The 13970-nt window shown below is 75.3% G+C and carries 14 protein-coding genes; 4 read left to right on the forward strand and 10 right to left on the reverse strand.

Annotated elements, in window-relative coordinates; all coding sequences use genetic code 11:
* Positions 1-31: 31 nt before the first annotated feature.
* Complete coding sequence (locus ACFWEG_RS00720; protein WP_387207608.1) at positions 32-952, reverse strand: pyridoxamine 5'-phosphate oxidase family protein; 921 nt, start codon at positions 950-952, stop codon at positions 32-34.
* Between the two features lie 2 nt (positions 953-954).
* Positions 955-1431, reverse strand: coding sequence for a VOC family protein (locus ACFWEG_RS00725; protein WP_387207610.1), 477 nt, complete (start codon positions 1429-1431; stop codon positions 955-957).
* Between the two features lie 153 nt (positions 1432-1584).
* Between ACFWEG_RS00725 and ACFWEG_RS00730 the strand changes: the two genes are divergently transcribed.
* Both ACFWEG_RS00730 and ACFWEG_RS00735 read left to right on the forward strand, forming a co-directional pair.
* A complete protein-coding gene (locus ACFWEG_RS00730) occupies positions 1585-2166 on the forward strand; it encodes a CGNR zinc finger domain-containing protein (RefSeq protein WP_387207612.1) in 582 nt (193 codons plus the stop codon).
* An 11-nt stretch (positions 2167-2177) separates the two neighbouring features.
* Entirely contained in the window at positions 2178-2741 is a 564-nt protein-coding gene (locus tag ACFWEG_RS00735) for a TspO/MBR family protein (RefSeq protein WP_387207614.1), read from the forward strand.
* 118 nt (positions 2742-2859) lie between these two features.
* Here the strand turns inward: ACFWEG_RS00735 and ACFWEG_RS00740 are convergent, their stop codons facing one another.
* The 4 genes from ACFWEG_RS00740 to ACFWEG_RS00755 all read right to left on the reverse strand — a co-directional run bounded on the left by ACFWEG_RS00740 (position 2860) and on the right by ACFWEG_RS00755 (position 6032).
* The gene (locus tag ACFWEG_RS00740; RefSeq protein WP_387207616.1) at positions 2860-3240 is read right to left on the reverse strand and encodes a VOC family protein; all 381 of its coding nucleotides are present in this window, start codon (positions 3238-3240) and stop codon (positions 2860-2862) included.
* Positions 3241-3488: 248 nt separating this feature from the next.
* Positions 3489-3929: a subtilase-type protease inhibitor gene (locus tag ACFWEG_RS00745; protein ID WP_387207618.1), complete on the reverse strand. Its 441-nt coding sequence runs from the start codon at positions 3927-3929 to the stop codon at positions 3489-3491.
* 313 nt (positions 3930-4242) lie between these two features.
* On the reverse strand, positions 4243-5049 hold the full coding sequence (locus tag ACFWEG_RS00750) for an ABC transporter permease (RefSeq protein ID WP_387207620.1): 807 nt from the start codon (positions 5047-5049) through the stop codon (positions 4243-4245).
* Positions 5046-6032, reverse strand: coding sequence for an ATP-binding cassette domain-containing protein (locus ACFWEG_RS00755; RefSeq protein WP_387207622.1), 987 nt, complete (start codon positions 6030-6032; stop codon positions 5046-5048). Before ACFWEG_RS00755 ends, ACFWEG_RS00750 begins: the two co-directional genes overlap by 4 nt.
* Positions 6033-6420: 388 nt before the next feature.
* Here ACFWEG_RS00755 and ACFWEG_RS00760 point away from each other — a divergent pair, with 388 nt between their 5' ends.
* The gene (locus ACFWEG_RS00760) at positions 6421-6954 is read left to right on the forward strand and encodes a hypothetical protein (RefSeq protein ID WP_387207624.1); all 534 of its coding nucleotides are present in this window, start codon (positions 6421-6423) and stop codon (positions 6952-6954) included.
* 56 nt (positions 6955-7010) lie between these two features.
* Here ACFWEG_RS00760 and ACFWEG_RS00765 read toward each other — a convergent pair whose 3' ends face one another.
* Positions 7011-8321, reverse strand: coding sequence for an MFS transporter (locus ACFWEG_RS00765; protein WP_387207626.1), 1311 nt, complete (start codon positions 8319-8321; stop codon positions 7011-7013).
* 82 nt (positions 8322-8403) lie between these two features.
* Between ACFWEG_RS00765 and ACFWEG_RS00770 the strand changes: the two genes are divergently transcribed.
* Positions 8404-9372 (forward strand): LysR family transcriptional regulator, encoded by a 969-nt coding sequence (locus ACFWEG_RS00770; RefSeq protein ID WP_387207628.1) that lies wholly within the window; start codon positions 8404-8406, stop codon positions 9370-9372.
* Here ACFWEG_RS00770 and ACFWEG_RS00775 read toward each other — a convergent pair.
* From ACFWEG_RS00775 to ACFWEG_RS00785, 3 genes are read right to left on the reverse strand one after another with little or no spacing between them, the layout of a single operon-like run.
* Positions 9317-10978, reverse strand: a complete 1662-nt coding sequence (locus ACFWEG_RS00775) for a sensor histidine kinase (RefSeq protein ID WP_387207629.1) — start codon at positions 10976-10978, stop codon at positions 9317-9319. The two genes, ACFWEG_RS00770 and ACFWEG_RS00775, sit on opposite strands and share 56 nt — an antisense overlap.
* The gene (locus ACFWEG_RS00780; RefSeq protein WP_387207630.1) at positions 10975-11712 is read right to left on the reverse strand and encodes a response regulator transcription factor; all 738 of its coding nucleotides are present in this window, start codon (positions 11710-11712) and stop codon (positions 10975-10977) included. Before ACFWEG_RS00780 ends, ACFWEG_RS00775 begins: the two co-directional genes overlap by 4 nt.
* A gap of 26 nt (positions 11713-11738) precedes the next feature.
* On the reverse strand, positions 11739-13964 hold the full coding sequence (locus tag ACFWEG_RS00785; protein ID WP_387207632.1) for an ArnT family glycosyltransferase: 2226 nt from the start codon (positions 13962-13964) through the stop codon (positions 11739-11741).
* Positions 13965-13970: the final 6 nt, after the last annotated feature.

Genomic DNA, 13970 nt, shown 5'->3' on the forward strand with positions numbered 1-13970 from the left:
GGCAGCTTAGCGCCGTGCCGGTCCGCCGGCCTCACCCGCCTCCGCCGCCGGCCCCACCCGGCTCCAGCGGCGGGTTGAAGCGGGAGTACTCCGGGTCCGACCACCGCAGTGGCGAGGCGTGCGGGGTCTCGACGGCGTGCTCGACGGTGAAGTCCACCGCGCGCTCGCCGCCGTCCCAGTCGATCGCCGCCGTGCCCGAGAGCTGGAGGGTGGTGCCGGTGGTCCAGTCGGTGAGGAGCAGGCCGGTGCGCGGGTTGACGTCGATGTTGCCGAGCGTGTTGAACATCGCGTTGCCGGCGTAGTCGGGCCAGCGCAGGCGGGTGGGGGACAGGGCCCGGAGGAAGCCGGGGCGGCCGCCCCGGTGGGAGGCGTCGGCGTTGCCGTCGCGGTCGGCGGTGGCGACGAAGAAGGTGTCGGCGGCGGCGACGAGCGCGAGCTGCCCGGGATCGAGGGCCTGGCCGCGGCGGGGAGCTGAAGGCGCCAACAGGGGTGCGAAGGACGGCAGTTCGCGTCGTTGGATGTACTTCGGGCAGTTGGCGTACACCTGGTCGAGATCGACCAGGAACCCCTGCGGGGCGGGCCGCGTGGTCCCGTTGAGGCGCATCCGCCGCCTCGTTCCCGGGTCGATGGCGAGCATCCCGACGTGGACGGACCCGCTCGCGTCCGTCAGCACCTGGTGCAGCGGGTCGCCGGGCAGCGGGTCCGCCCGTACGGTCACGGTCGTCGGCCCGGTCGCGGCGGCGAACCCCGGCGGGCCGGTGAGGAGCGAGGCCCACATCCGGCCGGCGCCGTCCGCCGCGCCGACCACCAGCATCGGCCGGTCGGCGAGGAAGCGGGCCGCCACGTCCGGGACGTCGTTGCGGACGATCCGGGCGACGGACGCGGCGCTGTCGAGCAGACCGGACCGCCGCTGCACCGCGCGCTCGCCGGGGTGGTAGTCGGACGCGGCCATGGCTAGAAGAACCCGCAGGTCGGAGCCGCGCCCGACGGGGCCGGCGCGCCCTCGGCGCCGGTCGGGGCGTAGATCTCCAGCCGGATGCCGTCGGGGTCGGTGAAGAAGATCCCGCCGGACGCCCCGCCCTCGCCGTGCGCGACGACGCCGTCGTGCACGAAGGCCGCGCCCAGTTCGCGCAGGACGGCCTCGGCGGCCGTCACCTCGTCGATGGACCCGACCTCGAACGACAGGTGGTGCAGGCCGGCCGTGCTCGGCGAGAACGGCTCGCCGCTCTGCTGCCACAGGGTCACCACCAGCCGCTCGTCGCGGCCGAGGAGCGCCCAGCGGCGGTCGTCCTCCTTGCCCTCGGCCCGGACGGTGAGGCCGAGCAGGCGGGTGTAGAAGGCGGTCGACCGTTCGAGGTCGGTGACGTTCAGGCCGACGTGGCCGGTCCGCAGGGTGGCTGGCGGGGTGGTCTCGGCCAGGGGCGTCGTCATGGCATACCTCCGTAAGGGCGCGGCAGCGGTAGGCTAACCGGTGAAATGAAATTTAGCGGTGTCCACATGGATCGGCAACCGCTGAAAGTCGAGTGACCGGTTAGATGGAGGCGGTGTGATCGGATGGCCCCACGACACGAAAGGCGCGCACCCATGAGCACCCCGCCCCCCGACCCCCGCCCGCTGACCGGCGAACCGCTGCCGCTCGACCTGCTCAACACCCGTTGGGTGGACGGCGGCGGGCCGCGCGACCTGCTCCGCATGCCCGACGGCGTGCGGACGTGGCTCGCCTCCGCCGGGCTCGACACGGCCGCGGCGGACGATCCGGCGACGTCGGACGCGCTCCTCGCCACCCGCGAGGCGCTCGCGGTGCTGGTCGGTGCGGATGCGCAGGCGGACCGTGCGCAGGCCGTCGCCGCGCTCAACCGGACGCTCGCGCGCGGGCGCGTCCGCCGCGAGCTGGGCCCCGACGGGCCCGCCGCCGTCGTCGAGACCGACACCCCCGCCTGGCTGCCCGCCTGGCGCGCGGCCGAGGGGTACCTGCGGCTGGTCGAGGCGGACCCGGGCGGCCTGCGCGTGCGCAAGTGCGCGAACCCGGCGTGCGTGCTGCACTTCCACGACACGTCGAAGAACGGCGGCCGCCGCTGGTGCTCCATGGCCGGCTGCGGCAACCGCGCGAAGGCGAGCCGGCACTACGCGCGCAGCCGTCGGGATCAGGCGGCGACGTCCGGGTAGGCGTTCCCGGTATGAGTACCCGACACGCGCCTGACCTGCACCGACCCACCCCCTTGCGGCGGCTCGCGGGCCGCCGCGGACCCACCGGCCGCCACCGTCGCCGTACCACCGCCGCGAAGGTCTACGGCTCGACGTACGCCGCCGTCGCCGCCACCGCCGTGCTCGGCGCGGCGGCCGTCGACCCGGACAGCCGCTGGTACCGGACGCTGCGGAAGCCGTCCTGGCAGCCGCCGTCCTGGTCCTTCGGCGCGGTGTGGACGCCGCTCTACGCCGGGCTCGCCTGGTCGGCCGGCCACGCCCTGCTGCGCACCCCGCCCACCGCCCGCCCCGCCCTCGCCGGCTCCTTCGCCGCGAACCTCGCCCTCAACGCCGGCTGGAACTGGCTCTTCTTCGGCGCGCGCAACCCCCGCGCGGGCCTCGCCGGCACCACCGCGCTGCTCGCAAGCGACGTCCAGCTCATCGCCCGCGTCGCCCGCCACGACCGCACGGCGGCCACGGCGCTCTTCCCGTACGCGGCCTGGACGGCCTTCGCGACGGCCCTGAACCTGGCGATCGTGCGGCGCAACCGCGGCTGACCGCCGGTGTGTTGCGGTCGTGTGCACGACCTGGCGGACGCGGCCGCCGCGCACCGGCTGCCCGAAGCGGGCAGGAGCACGGGGAAGGCGGTGCTGCGGGTCGCCGGCTGAGCCCGGGCTACACGGGGGAGAGCCGCCGGCGCAGCAGGCAGAAGACGTTGCCCTCGGGGTCGGCGAGGACGTGCCAGGACTCCTCGCCGCTCTGGCCGACGTCCGCGGGCTTCGCACCGACCGCCAGCAGCCGCTCCAGCTCGGCGTCGAGATCGCGGTCGGTGGGGTTGACGTCGATGTGCAGCGGGAGCTTCGCGACGCGCGGGTCCGTGCTCGGGCTGAGGATCAGGGTCGGCTGCGGGCCGCCGAAGCCCTCCGCCGGGCCGATCTCGATGCTCCCGTCGTCGTCCCGGTCGAGTTCGACGTAGCCGAGCACCTCGCACCAGAAGGCGGCGAGGCGCTCGGGGTCGGCGCAGTCCAGGACGAGTTCACTGATGCGGCAGGCCATGCGGGCGAGGGTACGCCCCGCACGGGGCGCGCGGCGTCCGATCCTCCCACCCACTCTCCGGCGCGGTGCCGGGCCCGTTCGCGCCCTTCGGCAATGGCGCTCGAACGTGCCGGTCGGTGCGCTCCCCCCACCGGGAGCGCACCCGTGCCGGTGCCGTCGGGGTCCTCGGGAGACCTCGGCGGCACCGGCGGTTCCGGGGCCGGCGCGGGTCGGCCCCCGCTCGGGGGCGGGGCCGGACGCGCGCGGGGTCAGAAGGCGTAGAGGGTTCGCCCGTCCAGGTGAGCCGCCAGCTCGCAGGCGTTGCCGAAGCTCGCCGACCAGTTGACGCGGCGGCCGTCCCACACCCCGTCGGCGGTCACCGTGACCGGGTCGAACTGCCGGGTGCACATCCGCGTGGGGCTCTCCGCCACCAGGGACGCCAACCGGCCCTGCACGGACCGCAGTTCGCTGCACGCGGCCTGCGGGTCCGGGTGGGTGCCGGTCGCCCGGGGCGCGCAGCTCAGGGTCACCGCGCGCTCGACGGTCGCGGTGGCCGGGTCCGACCCCCGTGCGATCCCGAGCGTGATCGCGGACGGCGCGTAGAGGCCGTACGCCGGCGGCGCGGAGGCGGGCTCCGCCGCGGCCCCGGTGGCCGTGGCGGTCAGGATCAGGGCGGCGGCGGTGCCGACGGACAGCAGGGTGCGACGCACGGGAATCTCCTCGGATGCGGGCCGATGACTTCGCTGGGGAGTGTTGCGGATGCGGAGCGTGCGCGCACGGCGGGTCATGGGGTTCCGGCCGCGGCGCCCCGAACGGCCGGACCGAATGGTCGTTCGGGCAGCGTGCAGGGGGTGGAATGGTCCGTTCCGAGGTGTCCAACATGTGGACGATTGACAGTGGTACAACGAAAAACGACCCTCTGAGCTGCGCCGACGAAAATTGGTCCAGTAACGTACAAGATCTTGTTGTCCGGAAATCGCCGCTGTGGTGCCGACTATCGGTGAACCCCTCGCGCCCTCCGCCTCAACTCCGCGTGACGCGCCCGCGCAGCGCCGTGAACGCGAGCGTGAAACTGACCGCCCCCACGCCGAGGATCGCGAGCAGCCCCGGCCACAGCTCCGACCACGCCCACCCCTCGGTGAGCAGCGAACGCAGCGCGGCGAGCAGATAGGTGACCGGGTTGTAGTCGGCGATCGTCGCCAGCCAGCCGGTGAGCGCCTCCTGCGGGAGGAACGCCGTGGTGAGGAACGCGAACGGGAAGAACAGCAGGAACGAGGAGTTCACCGCGCCCGGACTGCCGGTGCGCAGCGCGATCGCGTAGGGGAAGCCGGTGAAGGCGAGCCCCCAGAGCCCCGCGATCACGACGAACACGACCGCGCCGCCGACGCCCGTCGCGAACCGCACGCCGACCGCTGCGCCGAGCAGCAGCACGGGCACGCACAGCGCCATGACCAGCGCTAGGTCGGCCACCATCAGCCCCAGGAGCAACGCGGTGCGCCGCACCGGGGTGAGCAGCAGGCGGTCGAAGTAGCCGCTGCTGATGTCGATGACGAGCCCGCTGGCCCGCGAGATGCCCGTGACGGCGAAGACGATCGCCACCGGCAGCTGGAAGGCCCGGAAGTCGTCGACCCCGGTCGCCTCGGCGACCTTCTCGAGCGAGCCGATGTTCACGGCGAAGAAGAACACCGGGATGATCAGCGCCGGGATCACCGTCTCCAGGTCGCGCGGGATGCTGCGCAGCGCCCGGATGGCGACGGAGTTGACGTCGTGGAGGAATCCGGCGGGCCGGGAGCCGCGGGCCGGGTCGGTACGGGGGGCGGTGACGGTCATCGGGACTCCGCGGTGGGGTGCTCGGGGTCGTCCTTGTCGGCGATGCGCTCGCCGGTGACGGAGAGGAACACGTCGTCGAGCGACGGGCGGCGCAGGGAGATGTCCCGGACGGCGACGTCCGGCGCCCGGTCGAGCGCGACGGCGATGGGGGTGACGGCGGCGGGCCCGTCCGAGACGCTCAGTGTCAGCGTGCTCCCGCTCGTGTCGACCCGTTGGACGACGTCCGTCGCGCGCAGCACGTCCAGGGCGGTGGACACGGAGCCGTCGAGGGTGACCACGACGACATCCGTCCCGATCGCCCGCTTGAGCTCGTCAGGCGTCCCCTCGGCCACCAGCCGGCCCTGGTTGATGATCCCGACCCGGTGGGCGAGCGCGTCCGCCTCCTCCAGGTACTGGGTGGTCAGGAAGACGGTCATCCCGTCCTCCGCGTTGAGGCGGCGCACCTCCTCCCACACGCGCGCCCGGCTCACCGGGTCGAGCCCGGTGGTCGGCTCGTCGAGGAACAGCACCTCGGGGCGGTGCACCAGGGCGAGCGCGAGGTCCAGGCGGCGCTTCATGCCGCCGGAGTAGGTGGCGACGGGCCGCGCCAGCGCGTCGCCGATGTCGACGAGCCCGGCCAGCTCGTCGGCGCGGGCCCGCGCGTCGCCGCCGCTCAGACCGTAGAACCGGCCCTGCAGGCGCAGGAGTTCCAGCCCCGTCTGCTTGGCGTCCAGCGCGGCCTCCTGCAGCGCGACCCCGACGCGCAGGCGCACCTGCTTCGGCTGCGTGGACACGTCGTACCCGGCCACCACGGCCCGGCCCGCGGAGGGGGTGAGCAGGGTGCACAGCACCCGGGTCAGCGTGGACTTCCCCGCGCCGTTCGGGCCCAGGAACCCGTACATCTCCCCGCGGGGGAGGGCGAGGCTGACGTCGTCCACCGCGACGACGTCGCCGAAGCGGCGTGTCACGTGCTCGGCGGACAACGCGACGTCCGACTCCGGCATGCGTTGCGTCCTCTCGTACGGCGGCGGGCTCTGTCGCACCCCGGTGCGCATCGGATGCGGCGTGCGGCAGGATGCGGGGTGCCGCAGGTCGCCGCGCTGCGGGTACGGGGTGCGGCAGGTCGCCGCACGGCCCGCCCCGACGGCGACGGCGCGCACCGCGTCGGCCCCCGCCATCCTCCAGCACGCCCCCCGCCCCACCCCCCGGACACACCGCCGACACCCCCGGCTTGTGCACCGTCCGGCCCTTCACACCCCGTGCGATCCGCACGCCACCACCGCGCCCGTCCACACCCTGCCCGGCGGGCCCACCGGGGCCGACGCTGGGCGGGCCGGACGACGAAGTCCGCCCGATCCGCGCCGTCCCGGTGCCCGGACCCGAGGAAGAACCATGCGCACACCCCTCCCCGCCCTCGCCGCCGTCCTCGCCCTCGCCGCCGCCCCCGTGGCCCTCACGACCCCCGCGCAGGCCTCCACCCCCCTGATCCTGTGCACCGGATCCGTCACCGTGGACTACTCCCCGCCGCTCGGCCCGCTGCCCCGGCAGACGACGCAGGGAGTCACGGAGCGGCTCGGCGCGAGCGGGGGCGGCAGCTGCACCGGCCCGTTCGCGGGCGGCAGCGCGTTCACCGTCTTCGACCAGCAGGTCAGCTGCCTCGCGCAGGGGTTGGGCGACACGCTGGTCCAGAACGTGGTGACCTACCACTGGCAGGGCGGACAGACGAGCACGATCACCTACCCCGTGACCACGGTCGTCCACGCGGGCAACCAGGAGATCGTCACCTCCACCGGAACCGTCACCGCCGGCTACGGGGCGGGCTCCCTGTCCGAACGGGTCGCCGTCTACCCCAGCCTCGACGTGCTCGACTGCCTCGGCTCGGACATCACCCGGCAGACGGGCGTCCTGACGGTCACGCTGGGTTGAGCCCTCCGGCGGGCACGGGCGGCCCCGGGGTCCGTCCGCCGGGCGCGTGCGTGCGTTCAGGGCCGGTGGGTCCGCATCCGCCACGCCGCGGCCGTGGCGAGGGCGGCTGCCGCGATCGGCACCGCGAAGGCGGCCGTCGGCCCGAGGTGCTCGGTGGTCCAACCGCCCGCCGCCGAGCCGCCCGCGATGCCGCCGAGCAGCGCGGTGACGACGACCGTCATGCCCTCGTTGAGCCGTCCCGCGGGGACCCGCAGCTGGACGAGCGCCATGCCGGTGACCATGGCGGGCGCCGTCGCCATGCCCGCGAGGAGCAGGGCCGGCGCCAGCGCCCACACCGAGGCCGTCGCGGCCGCGGCGGCGAAGGGCAGGGACATCAGCCCGGTCATCGCGGCCAGGCACAGCGGGAGCCGGCGTCCGGGATCGGCCGCGGCCGGCCGCGAGCCGTACCAGAGGCCCGCCAGGAATGACCCGGTCGCCTGGAGGGCGAGGACGAGGGTCGCCGAGGACGCTGTCGCCCGGGCGACCGTGGCGATCTCCATCGCGCCGAAGACCGCACCGGTGGCGAGGAAGACGACGAGCAGCCCGGGCATCCCGGGGGCCCGGAGCGGGGAGCGGGCGCGGACGCCCGGGGTGCGGGGTGTGCGCGGGGGTTCCGTGGCGCGCTGGGCGGTGAACACGAGCACACCGGTGAGGAGCAGGAGCGCGGCGGCGAGCGTGCCGGCCTCGGGGAAGAGCGTCGAGCAGAGCAGTGCGGCGAGCACCGGGCCGATCATGAAGCACAGTTCGTCGGCCGCCTGCTCGAAGGAGTTGGCGGTGTGCAGGGAGCCGGGCTCGGAGCGGTACAGGTGGGTCCAGCGCGCGCGGGACATGCCGCCGACGTTGGGGGTGGTGGCCGTCGCGGCGTAGCAGGCGAAGAGCGTCCAGTCGGGGGCGTCGTGGCGGACGCACAGCACCAGGGCGATCGACCCCAGGACGGCCGGCACGGTGGCGGGCACGGCGATCCTCGCCTGCCCGTGCCGGTCGACCAGGCGCGCGGTGTACGGCGCCACCAGCGCGGTGGCGATCAGACCGGTGGCGGTGACGGCTCCGGCGAGCGCGTAGCTGCCGCGGGTCGTGGCGATCATGATGACCGCGCTCACGCTGAACATGCCCATCGGTAGCCGCGCGAGCAGGCCGCCGGCCGTGAAGGCGCGGGTTCCCGGGGCGGCGAAGAGCCGGGCGTAGGGGTTGCGGCGGGGTGGGCGCGACGGCGGACGGCTCGTGGACGGCCCCCCGGTACGGCGTACCGGGCCGTCGTCCGGTATCGGGACGGCGACCGGGGTCTCCGCGGTGGCGGACAGCGTCAGGGGACGGGTTTCGTGCGGCATGCGCCCAGCCTCGGTCCGGTCCGCGGGCGGAGTCCAACACCTGTCCGAGCGCATTCACGCACCTGTGTTGTAAGTTCGCCCGATGCCCTCCGACCTGGACCCCCGTCTGCTGCGCTCGTTCGCCGCGGTCGCCGACGAGCTGCACTTCACCAGGGCCGCCGCCCGGCTGTACGTCGCCCAGCAGGCGCTGAGCCGGGACATCCGGCGGCTGGAACGCGAGACGGGCCGCGAGCTGTTCGTGCGCACCACCCGCCACGTCGCCCTCACCGACGAGGGCGCGCGGCTGCTGCCGCACGCGCGCCGGGTGCTCGCCGCCTACGACGAGCTGGGCGCGGCCGTGGCCGTGTCGGGCGGGGACGGCAGACCGCTGCTGTTCGACGTGGGGGCGTCGGTCGGGACCGCGTACACCGTGCTGGAGGAGGCGCGGCGGGCCGAACCGGACCGCGACTTCGCGGCGCGCTTCCACAGCGGGCTCACCGGGGCGGCGGCCGACCTGCTCGCCGGCCGCCTCGACGTGTCGGCGGGCCGGGTCGCCGGCCTCGCCCCCGGCGTGCTCGGCCGGCTCGACCACCGCACCGTGCGCTACGAGCGGATGGCCGTGCTGATCGCCGACGACCACCCTCTGGCCGTGCGGGACGAGGTGCCGCTGGACGCGCTGGCGGGGGAGACGCTCTACGCGGGGGCGGGCAATCCGGCGACCGCCGAGTGGACGGACCTGGCGGCCCGGCTCTTCGCGGGCCGGGGCATCGAGATGGCCGCGCCGTATCCGGAGATCGACGGACCCGAGGAGTTCGTCCGGGTGGTGCGGCGCCGGGGCTGGTCCGTGCTGGCGAGCACGGACTTCATCGACGTGCCCGGGATGGTGCTCCGGCCGATCGTGGACCCGGTGCCCCTCGCCCCCGTCTCGCTGGTGTGGCGGCGGGGGCTGCGCCACCCGGGCCTCGAGGTGCTGCTGCGGACCGCCGGGCAGCTCGCAGCGCGGCGCGGCTGGCTGGTCAGACCGCCGGGAAGCTGGCTTCCCGCCGCGGATCTCGCCCTCCTGGCCGCGTGACCGTGCACGCGGGCCTGCCGCCGGCCCCGCGCGCGGGGCCGGTCGACGGGGGCCCTCCCCGCCGGTCCGCGGCCTCGGGATCGACGTCCGCCGCGGGGACGAGAAGCCGGAACGCGGCGCCGCGGCCCGCGGCGGTGTCGAGTTCGACGAGCCCGCCGTGCCCGTGGGCGATCGCGGCCGCGATGGACAGTCCCAGACCGCTTCCGCCGCGGGCGCGGGAGCGGGCCGGATCGGCGCGGTAGAAGCGCTCGAAGACGCGTTCCGCATGCTCGGGCGCCAGCCCCGGCCCGTCGTCCGCGACTTCGACGACGCACAGGGGGGTCCCCGGCGGGAACGCGGGCGCGGAGCCGACGTGGACGCGCCCGTCGCCCGCGGTGCCTCCGGGAGCGGAACCGGTGCGGCCCGTCCGCACCCGGATGTGCGTGCCCGGCGGGGTGTGCGTCAGCGCGTTGGAGAGCAGGTTGGTGACGACCTGGCGCAGTCGGTCGCCGTCGCCCAGCGTGACGACGCTCTGCCAGGTGCCGCCGTCCTCGGGGCCCGCCGGCCAGGGGCCGGTCCGGATCGTGTGCTCGCGGCCCCGCAGGGACAGGGAGCTGACCGCGTCGGCGGCCAGCGCGGTCAGGTCGACCGGGACCGGGGTCCGCTCGGGCTCGTGGTCGACCGTGGCCAGCAGGAGGAGGTCGTCGACGAGCAGGCTCATGCGCCGCGCGTTCTGCGCGATGAGCTCGTGCGTCTCGCGCTGCTCCCGCGCCGGCCGGTCGGCGTGGCGCAGTGCCAGCTCCGCGAAGCCCTGGACGACCGTCAGGGGCGTGCGCAGTTCGTGCCCCGCGTCGGCGACGAAGCGGCGCAGCCGGGCCTCGGAGGCCGTGCTCTCGCGCAGGGCCTGCTGCAGGTGGTCGAGCATCGTGTTCAGGACGTGGCCGAGCCTGCCGATCTCGGTGCGGGGGTTCGTCTCGCGCAGCCGGAGGCCGAGCTCGCCCGCGCCGATCCGCTGGGCGGTGTGCCCGATGCGGGTCAGCGGGAGGAGCCCGAGCCGGACGACCCACCCGCCGATCGCCACGAGCCCCGCGAGCGTGACGGCCAGGAGCAGCCCGTTGAGCCACAGGAGCTTCGAGGTCGCCCCGTCGACGGTGTCCAGCGGCAGGGCGACGACGGCGGTCACCCCCTCCGGGCCGGGATGCGATAGCACCCGCCAGTTGCCGGCCCCGGAGACCGCGGGAACGGTCCTCGGCCGCCCGTCCGGCAGGCCCAGCCGGGCGGAGGTCCGCGCGAGCCGCGGTCCGGGCCGCTCCGCCGTGCCGAGCGCCAGGGACGACCGCTGCCCGGAGGCGTCGTAGAAGAGGACGCGGAAGTCGGAGGGCAGCCGTCCCGGCGGGTCCTGCGGCGGGAACTGCTCCCTCCGGGCGGTCTCCACGGCGTCCAGGAACGCCGCGGGCGGCGGTACGAACTCCGCCAGCTGCTGGTCGACGCGGTCCAGGAGCCATCCGCGCAGCACGACGAAGCCGATCAGCTGCGAGACGAGGACCGCCAGGGTCGCCAGGGCGGTGGTGCCGAGGATGAGGCGGCGCCGCAGCGACCACGGCCGGCGCCGGCGCGGCGCGGTCACCGTTCGCCTGCCCGGGGGTGGTCGCGGGGCAGCCGGAGGCTGTAGCCGATCCCGCGGACGGTGTGGATCAGCGGGGGATCGAACCGGTCGATCTTCCTGCGGAGGTACTTCACGTACGTCTCGACGATCCTGGCGTCCCCGGCGAAGTCGTAACGCCACACCTGGTCGAGGATCTGCTGCCTGCTGAGCACGCGCGTGGCGTTGGCCAGGAGGTAGGCGAGCAGGTTGAACTCCGTGGGCGAGAGGTCGACGTGGTGGCCGGCGCGGACGACGTCGTGCGCGTCCCTGTCGAGTTCCAGGTCGGCGTAGCGCAGGATGCCGGTGTCGTCCCGCGGCTGCGCGGCCCGCGTGCGGCGCAGGATCGCCTCGATGCGCAGCAGGACCTCCTCGATGCTGAAGGGCTTCGCCACGTAGTCGTCCCCGCCGGCGCTGAGCCCGGCGATGCGGTCCCCGACCTCCGTCCGGGCGGTCAGGAACAGCACCGGCGTCCGCAGACCCGCGGTGCGGAGCCTGCGCGTCACCTCGAAGCCGTCGAGGTCGGGAAGCATCACGTCCATGAGGACCAGCTCCGGAGCGAACCGCTCGACCTCGGCCAGCGCGGCGTGTCCGGTCGCCGAACTGCTCACCTCGTAGCCGCTCAGCCGGAGCGTGGACTCCAGCAGGATGCGGATGCTCGGCTCGTCCTCCACGACGAGGAGCCGTCCCGTGCCCGGTGCTGCCGGTTGTGCGGCCATGAGGTGAGCGGTTCCTTCCGACGACGTCAGCGAGCGGCGCAGTCGTACAGCGAGCCGCTGCCGACCGGGCCCATGGGACCACGGCCACCTGTGGACGACGACGCGTCCGCGGTGCCTCCGTACGCCGAGGGATCCACCTCGGCGCAGTGCGCCCGGATCCAGTCCGTGCGCTCCCGGGCCGCCCCGCCGGATCGGGGGGCCGGGCCCGGTCCGGCCGACGAGGCGAGGACGAAGCGGAGCTCCCCGCTGCGGGTCCACCGCTCCAGCTGGGACAGGCTGGGAGCGTCGTCGGTCCCCATGAAGCCGCCCATGCCGATGACGGTCTCGTCGCTGCCCAGGATGAACGGTGCGGCGGCGACGGCGTTGCCGTCCACTGCGAGCGCGATCCGCGCCGAGGGCGCCTGGTCCACGGCGTAGCGGAGGATCCTGCGCTGCTCGCCGCTGAGCGACCCGCTTCCCAGCGCGTCCGCTCCCTGGGCGCCCGGCGCGCCGACGCCGGGGAAGGAAGGCGCTCCGGTGTCCTCTGCGCCGCCACCGCCACCGGGCAGGCCTCCCGGAGGAAGGGCCGGCAGGTCCGTCGGCATGCCGCTGGGCAGGCCCTCGGGCAGGTCTCCGGGAGGGCTCCCCCCGTCGCCTGCGCCGGGGAGGGCCGGCAGGTCCGTCGGCATGCCGCTGGGCAGGCCGAACGGCATGCCTCCCCGGCCGCCGTCCCCCCGGGCGGGTCCGGCGTCGCCGAACGGCGCCGCCGCCGGTCCGGCCGTCGGGTTGGTTCCGCCCATCGGCGAGGCGGACGCCGCCGGGACGGCGAGCGACCACGCACCCGGGGCCAGCACCGCCGTGAGGACGGCGAGCCCCACGGCGGGCGCCACCAGCCTTGCCCGCCGGGCCGCCGCCACGATCAGGGCCGTCGCCGCGCATCCGAGGGCCACCACGGCCCAGGCGAGCCAGCCGTGCCAGTCCGGGCTGCGGCGGACGAGCACGGCCGCCCACGCGGCCGTGGCCGCGACGGTGGCGGCCGCGACCGGCCACACCCACGGCGCACCGGCCCGGTGCGCGCGCGCCAGGCTCGTCAGCAGTCCGCCGCACAGGGCGGCCACCGCGGGGGCCAGCTGGGTCGTGTAGTAGGGGTGGAAGGTGCCCTGCTGGGTGGAGAACACCAGGGCGCACACGGCGAGCCAGGTACCCCAGAGCACCCAGCCGCCCGACGTCAGCAGCGCCTGCGCGGGCAGCGCGCCGCGCCGGCGCAGGACGCCGCCGGCCACGGCGACCGCCAGGGCGACGGCACAGGCGGGCAGCAGCCAGCTGATCTGTCCGCCCACCTGCTCGTTGAACAGCCGGCCGAGCCCCGGGTCGCCGCCGAACGAGACCGCGCCGCCGGCCGCCGGACCGCCGCCGTCACCGAACACGCGCCCGAGACCGTTGTAGCCGATGACCAGGTCCCAGGCCGAGCCGTCCTCGCTCCCGCCGATGTAGGGGCGCTCCCCCGGCCACAGCGCCACCATCGCGACCCACCACAGCGACGCGGGCAGCAGCACCGCGCCCCCCGCGGCCAGCCGGGTCAGGCGGAACCTCCAGGTCCCCTGCGCGCCCAGCAGCCAGGCGGCCGCGAAGGCGGGGACGACCATCCAGCCCGCCAGCATCTTGGTGAGGAACGCGGCTCCGATCAGGAAGCCCGACCCGCACAGCCACCAGGTCGCCGCCCGCTGCCGTGAGCCGGAGGCCTCCAGGGCCCGGGTCAGCGCGTACGCGGCGGAGACCAGGAGCAGCACCAGCAGGGTGTCGGGATTGTTGTCGCGGTTGATGGCCACGGTGATCGGTGTCAGCGTGAGGACGAGAGCGGCGGTGAGGCCCGCTCCCTCCCCCGCCCACCGGCGCACCGTCCGGTGCAGGACGAGGACCGCCGCCACTCCCGCGACCGCCTGGGGCAGGATCAGCGCCCAGCCGTGCACACCGAAGACCTTGCTGCTGACCACCTGCGGCCAGAGCGCGGCCGGGGGTTTGTCGACCGTGACCACGCCGGCCGGGTCGAAGGAGCCGAAGAGGAAGGCGGTCCAGCTCGTGCCCATGGACTTCACGGCGGCCGAGTAGTACGTGTTGCCCCAGCCCAGGGAGCCGAGGGCCCAGCCGTGCGTCGCCGCGGCCAGCGCGAGGACGGCTCCCAGGGCCGCGGGGGCCCACCAGCCGGGCCGGCGGTGCGTGCGCGCCGGCTCCGGGCGCGCGGCGAGCGGCGGTGGCGTCGTTGTCTGACTCACGGAACG

Source organism: Streptomyces sp. NPDC060194, from assembly GCF_042728285.1.
In the GTDB taxonomy this organism is placed as follows: Bacteria; Actinomycetota; Actinomycetes; order Streptomycetales; family Streptomycetaceae; genus Streptomyces.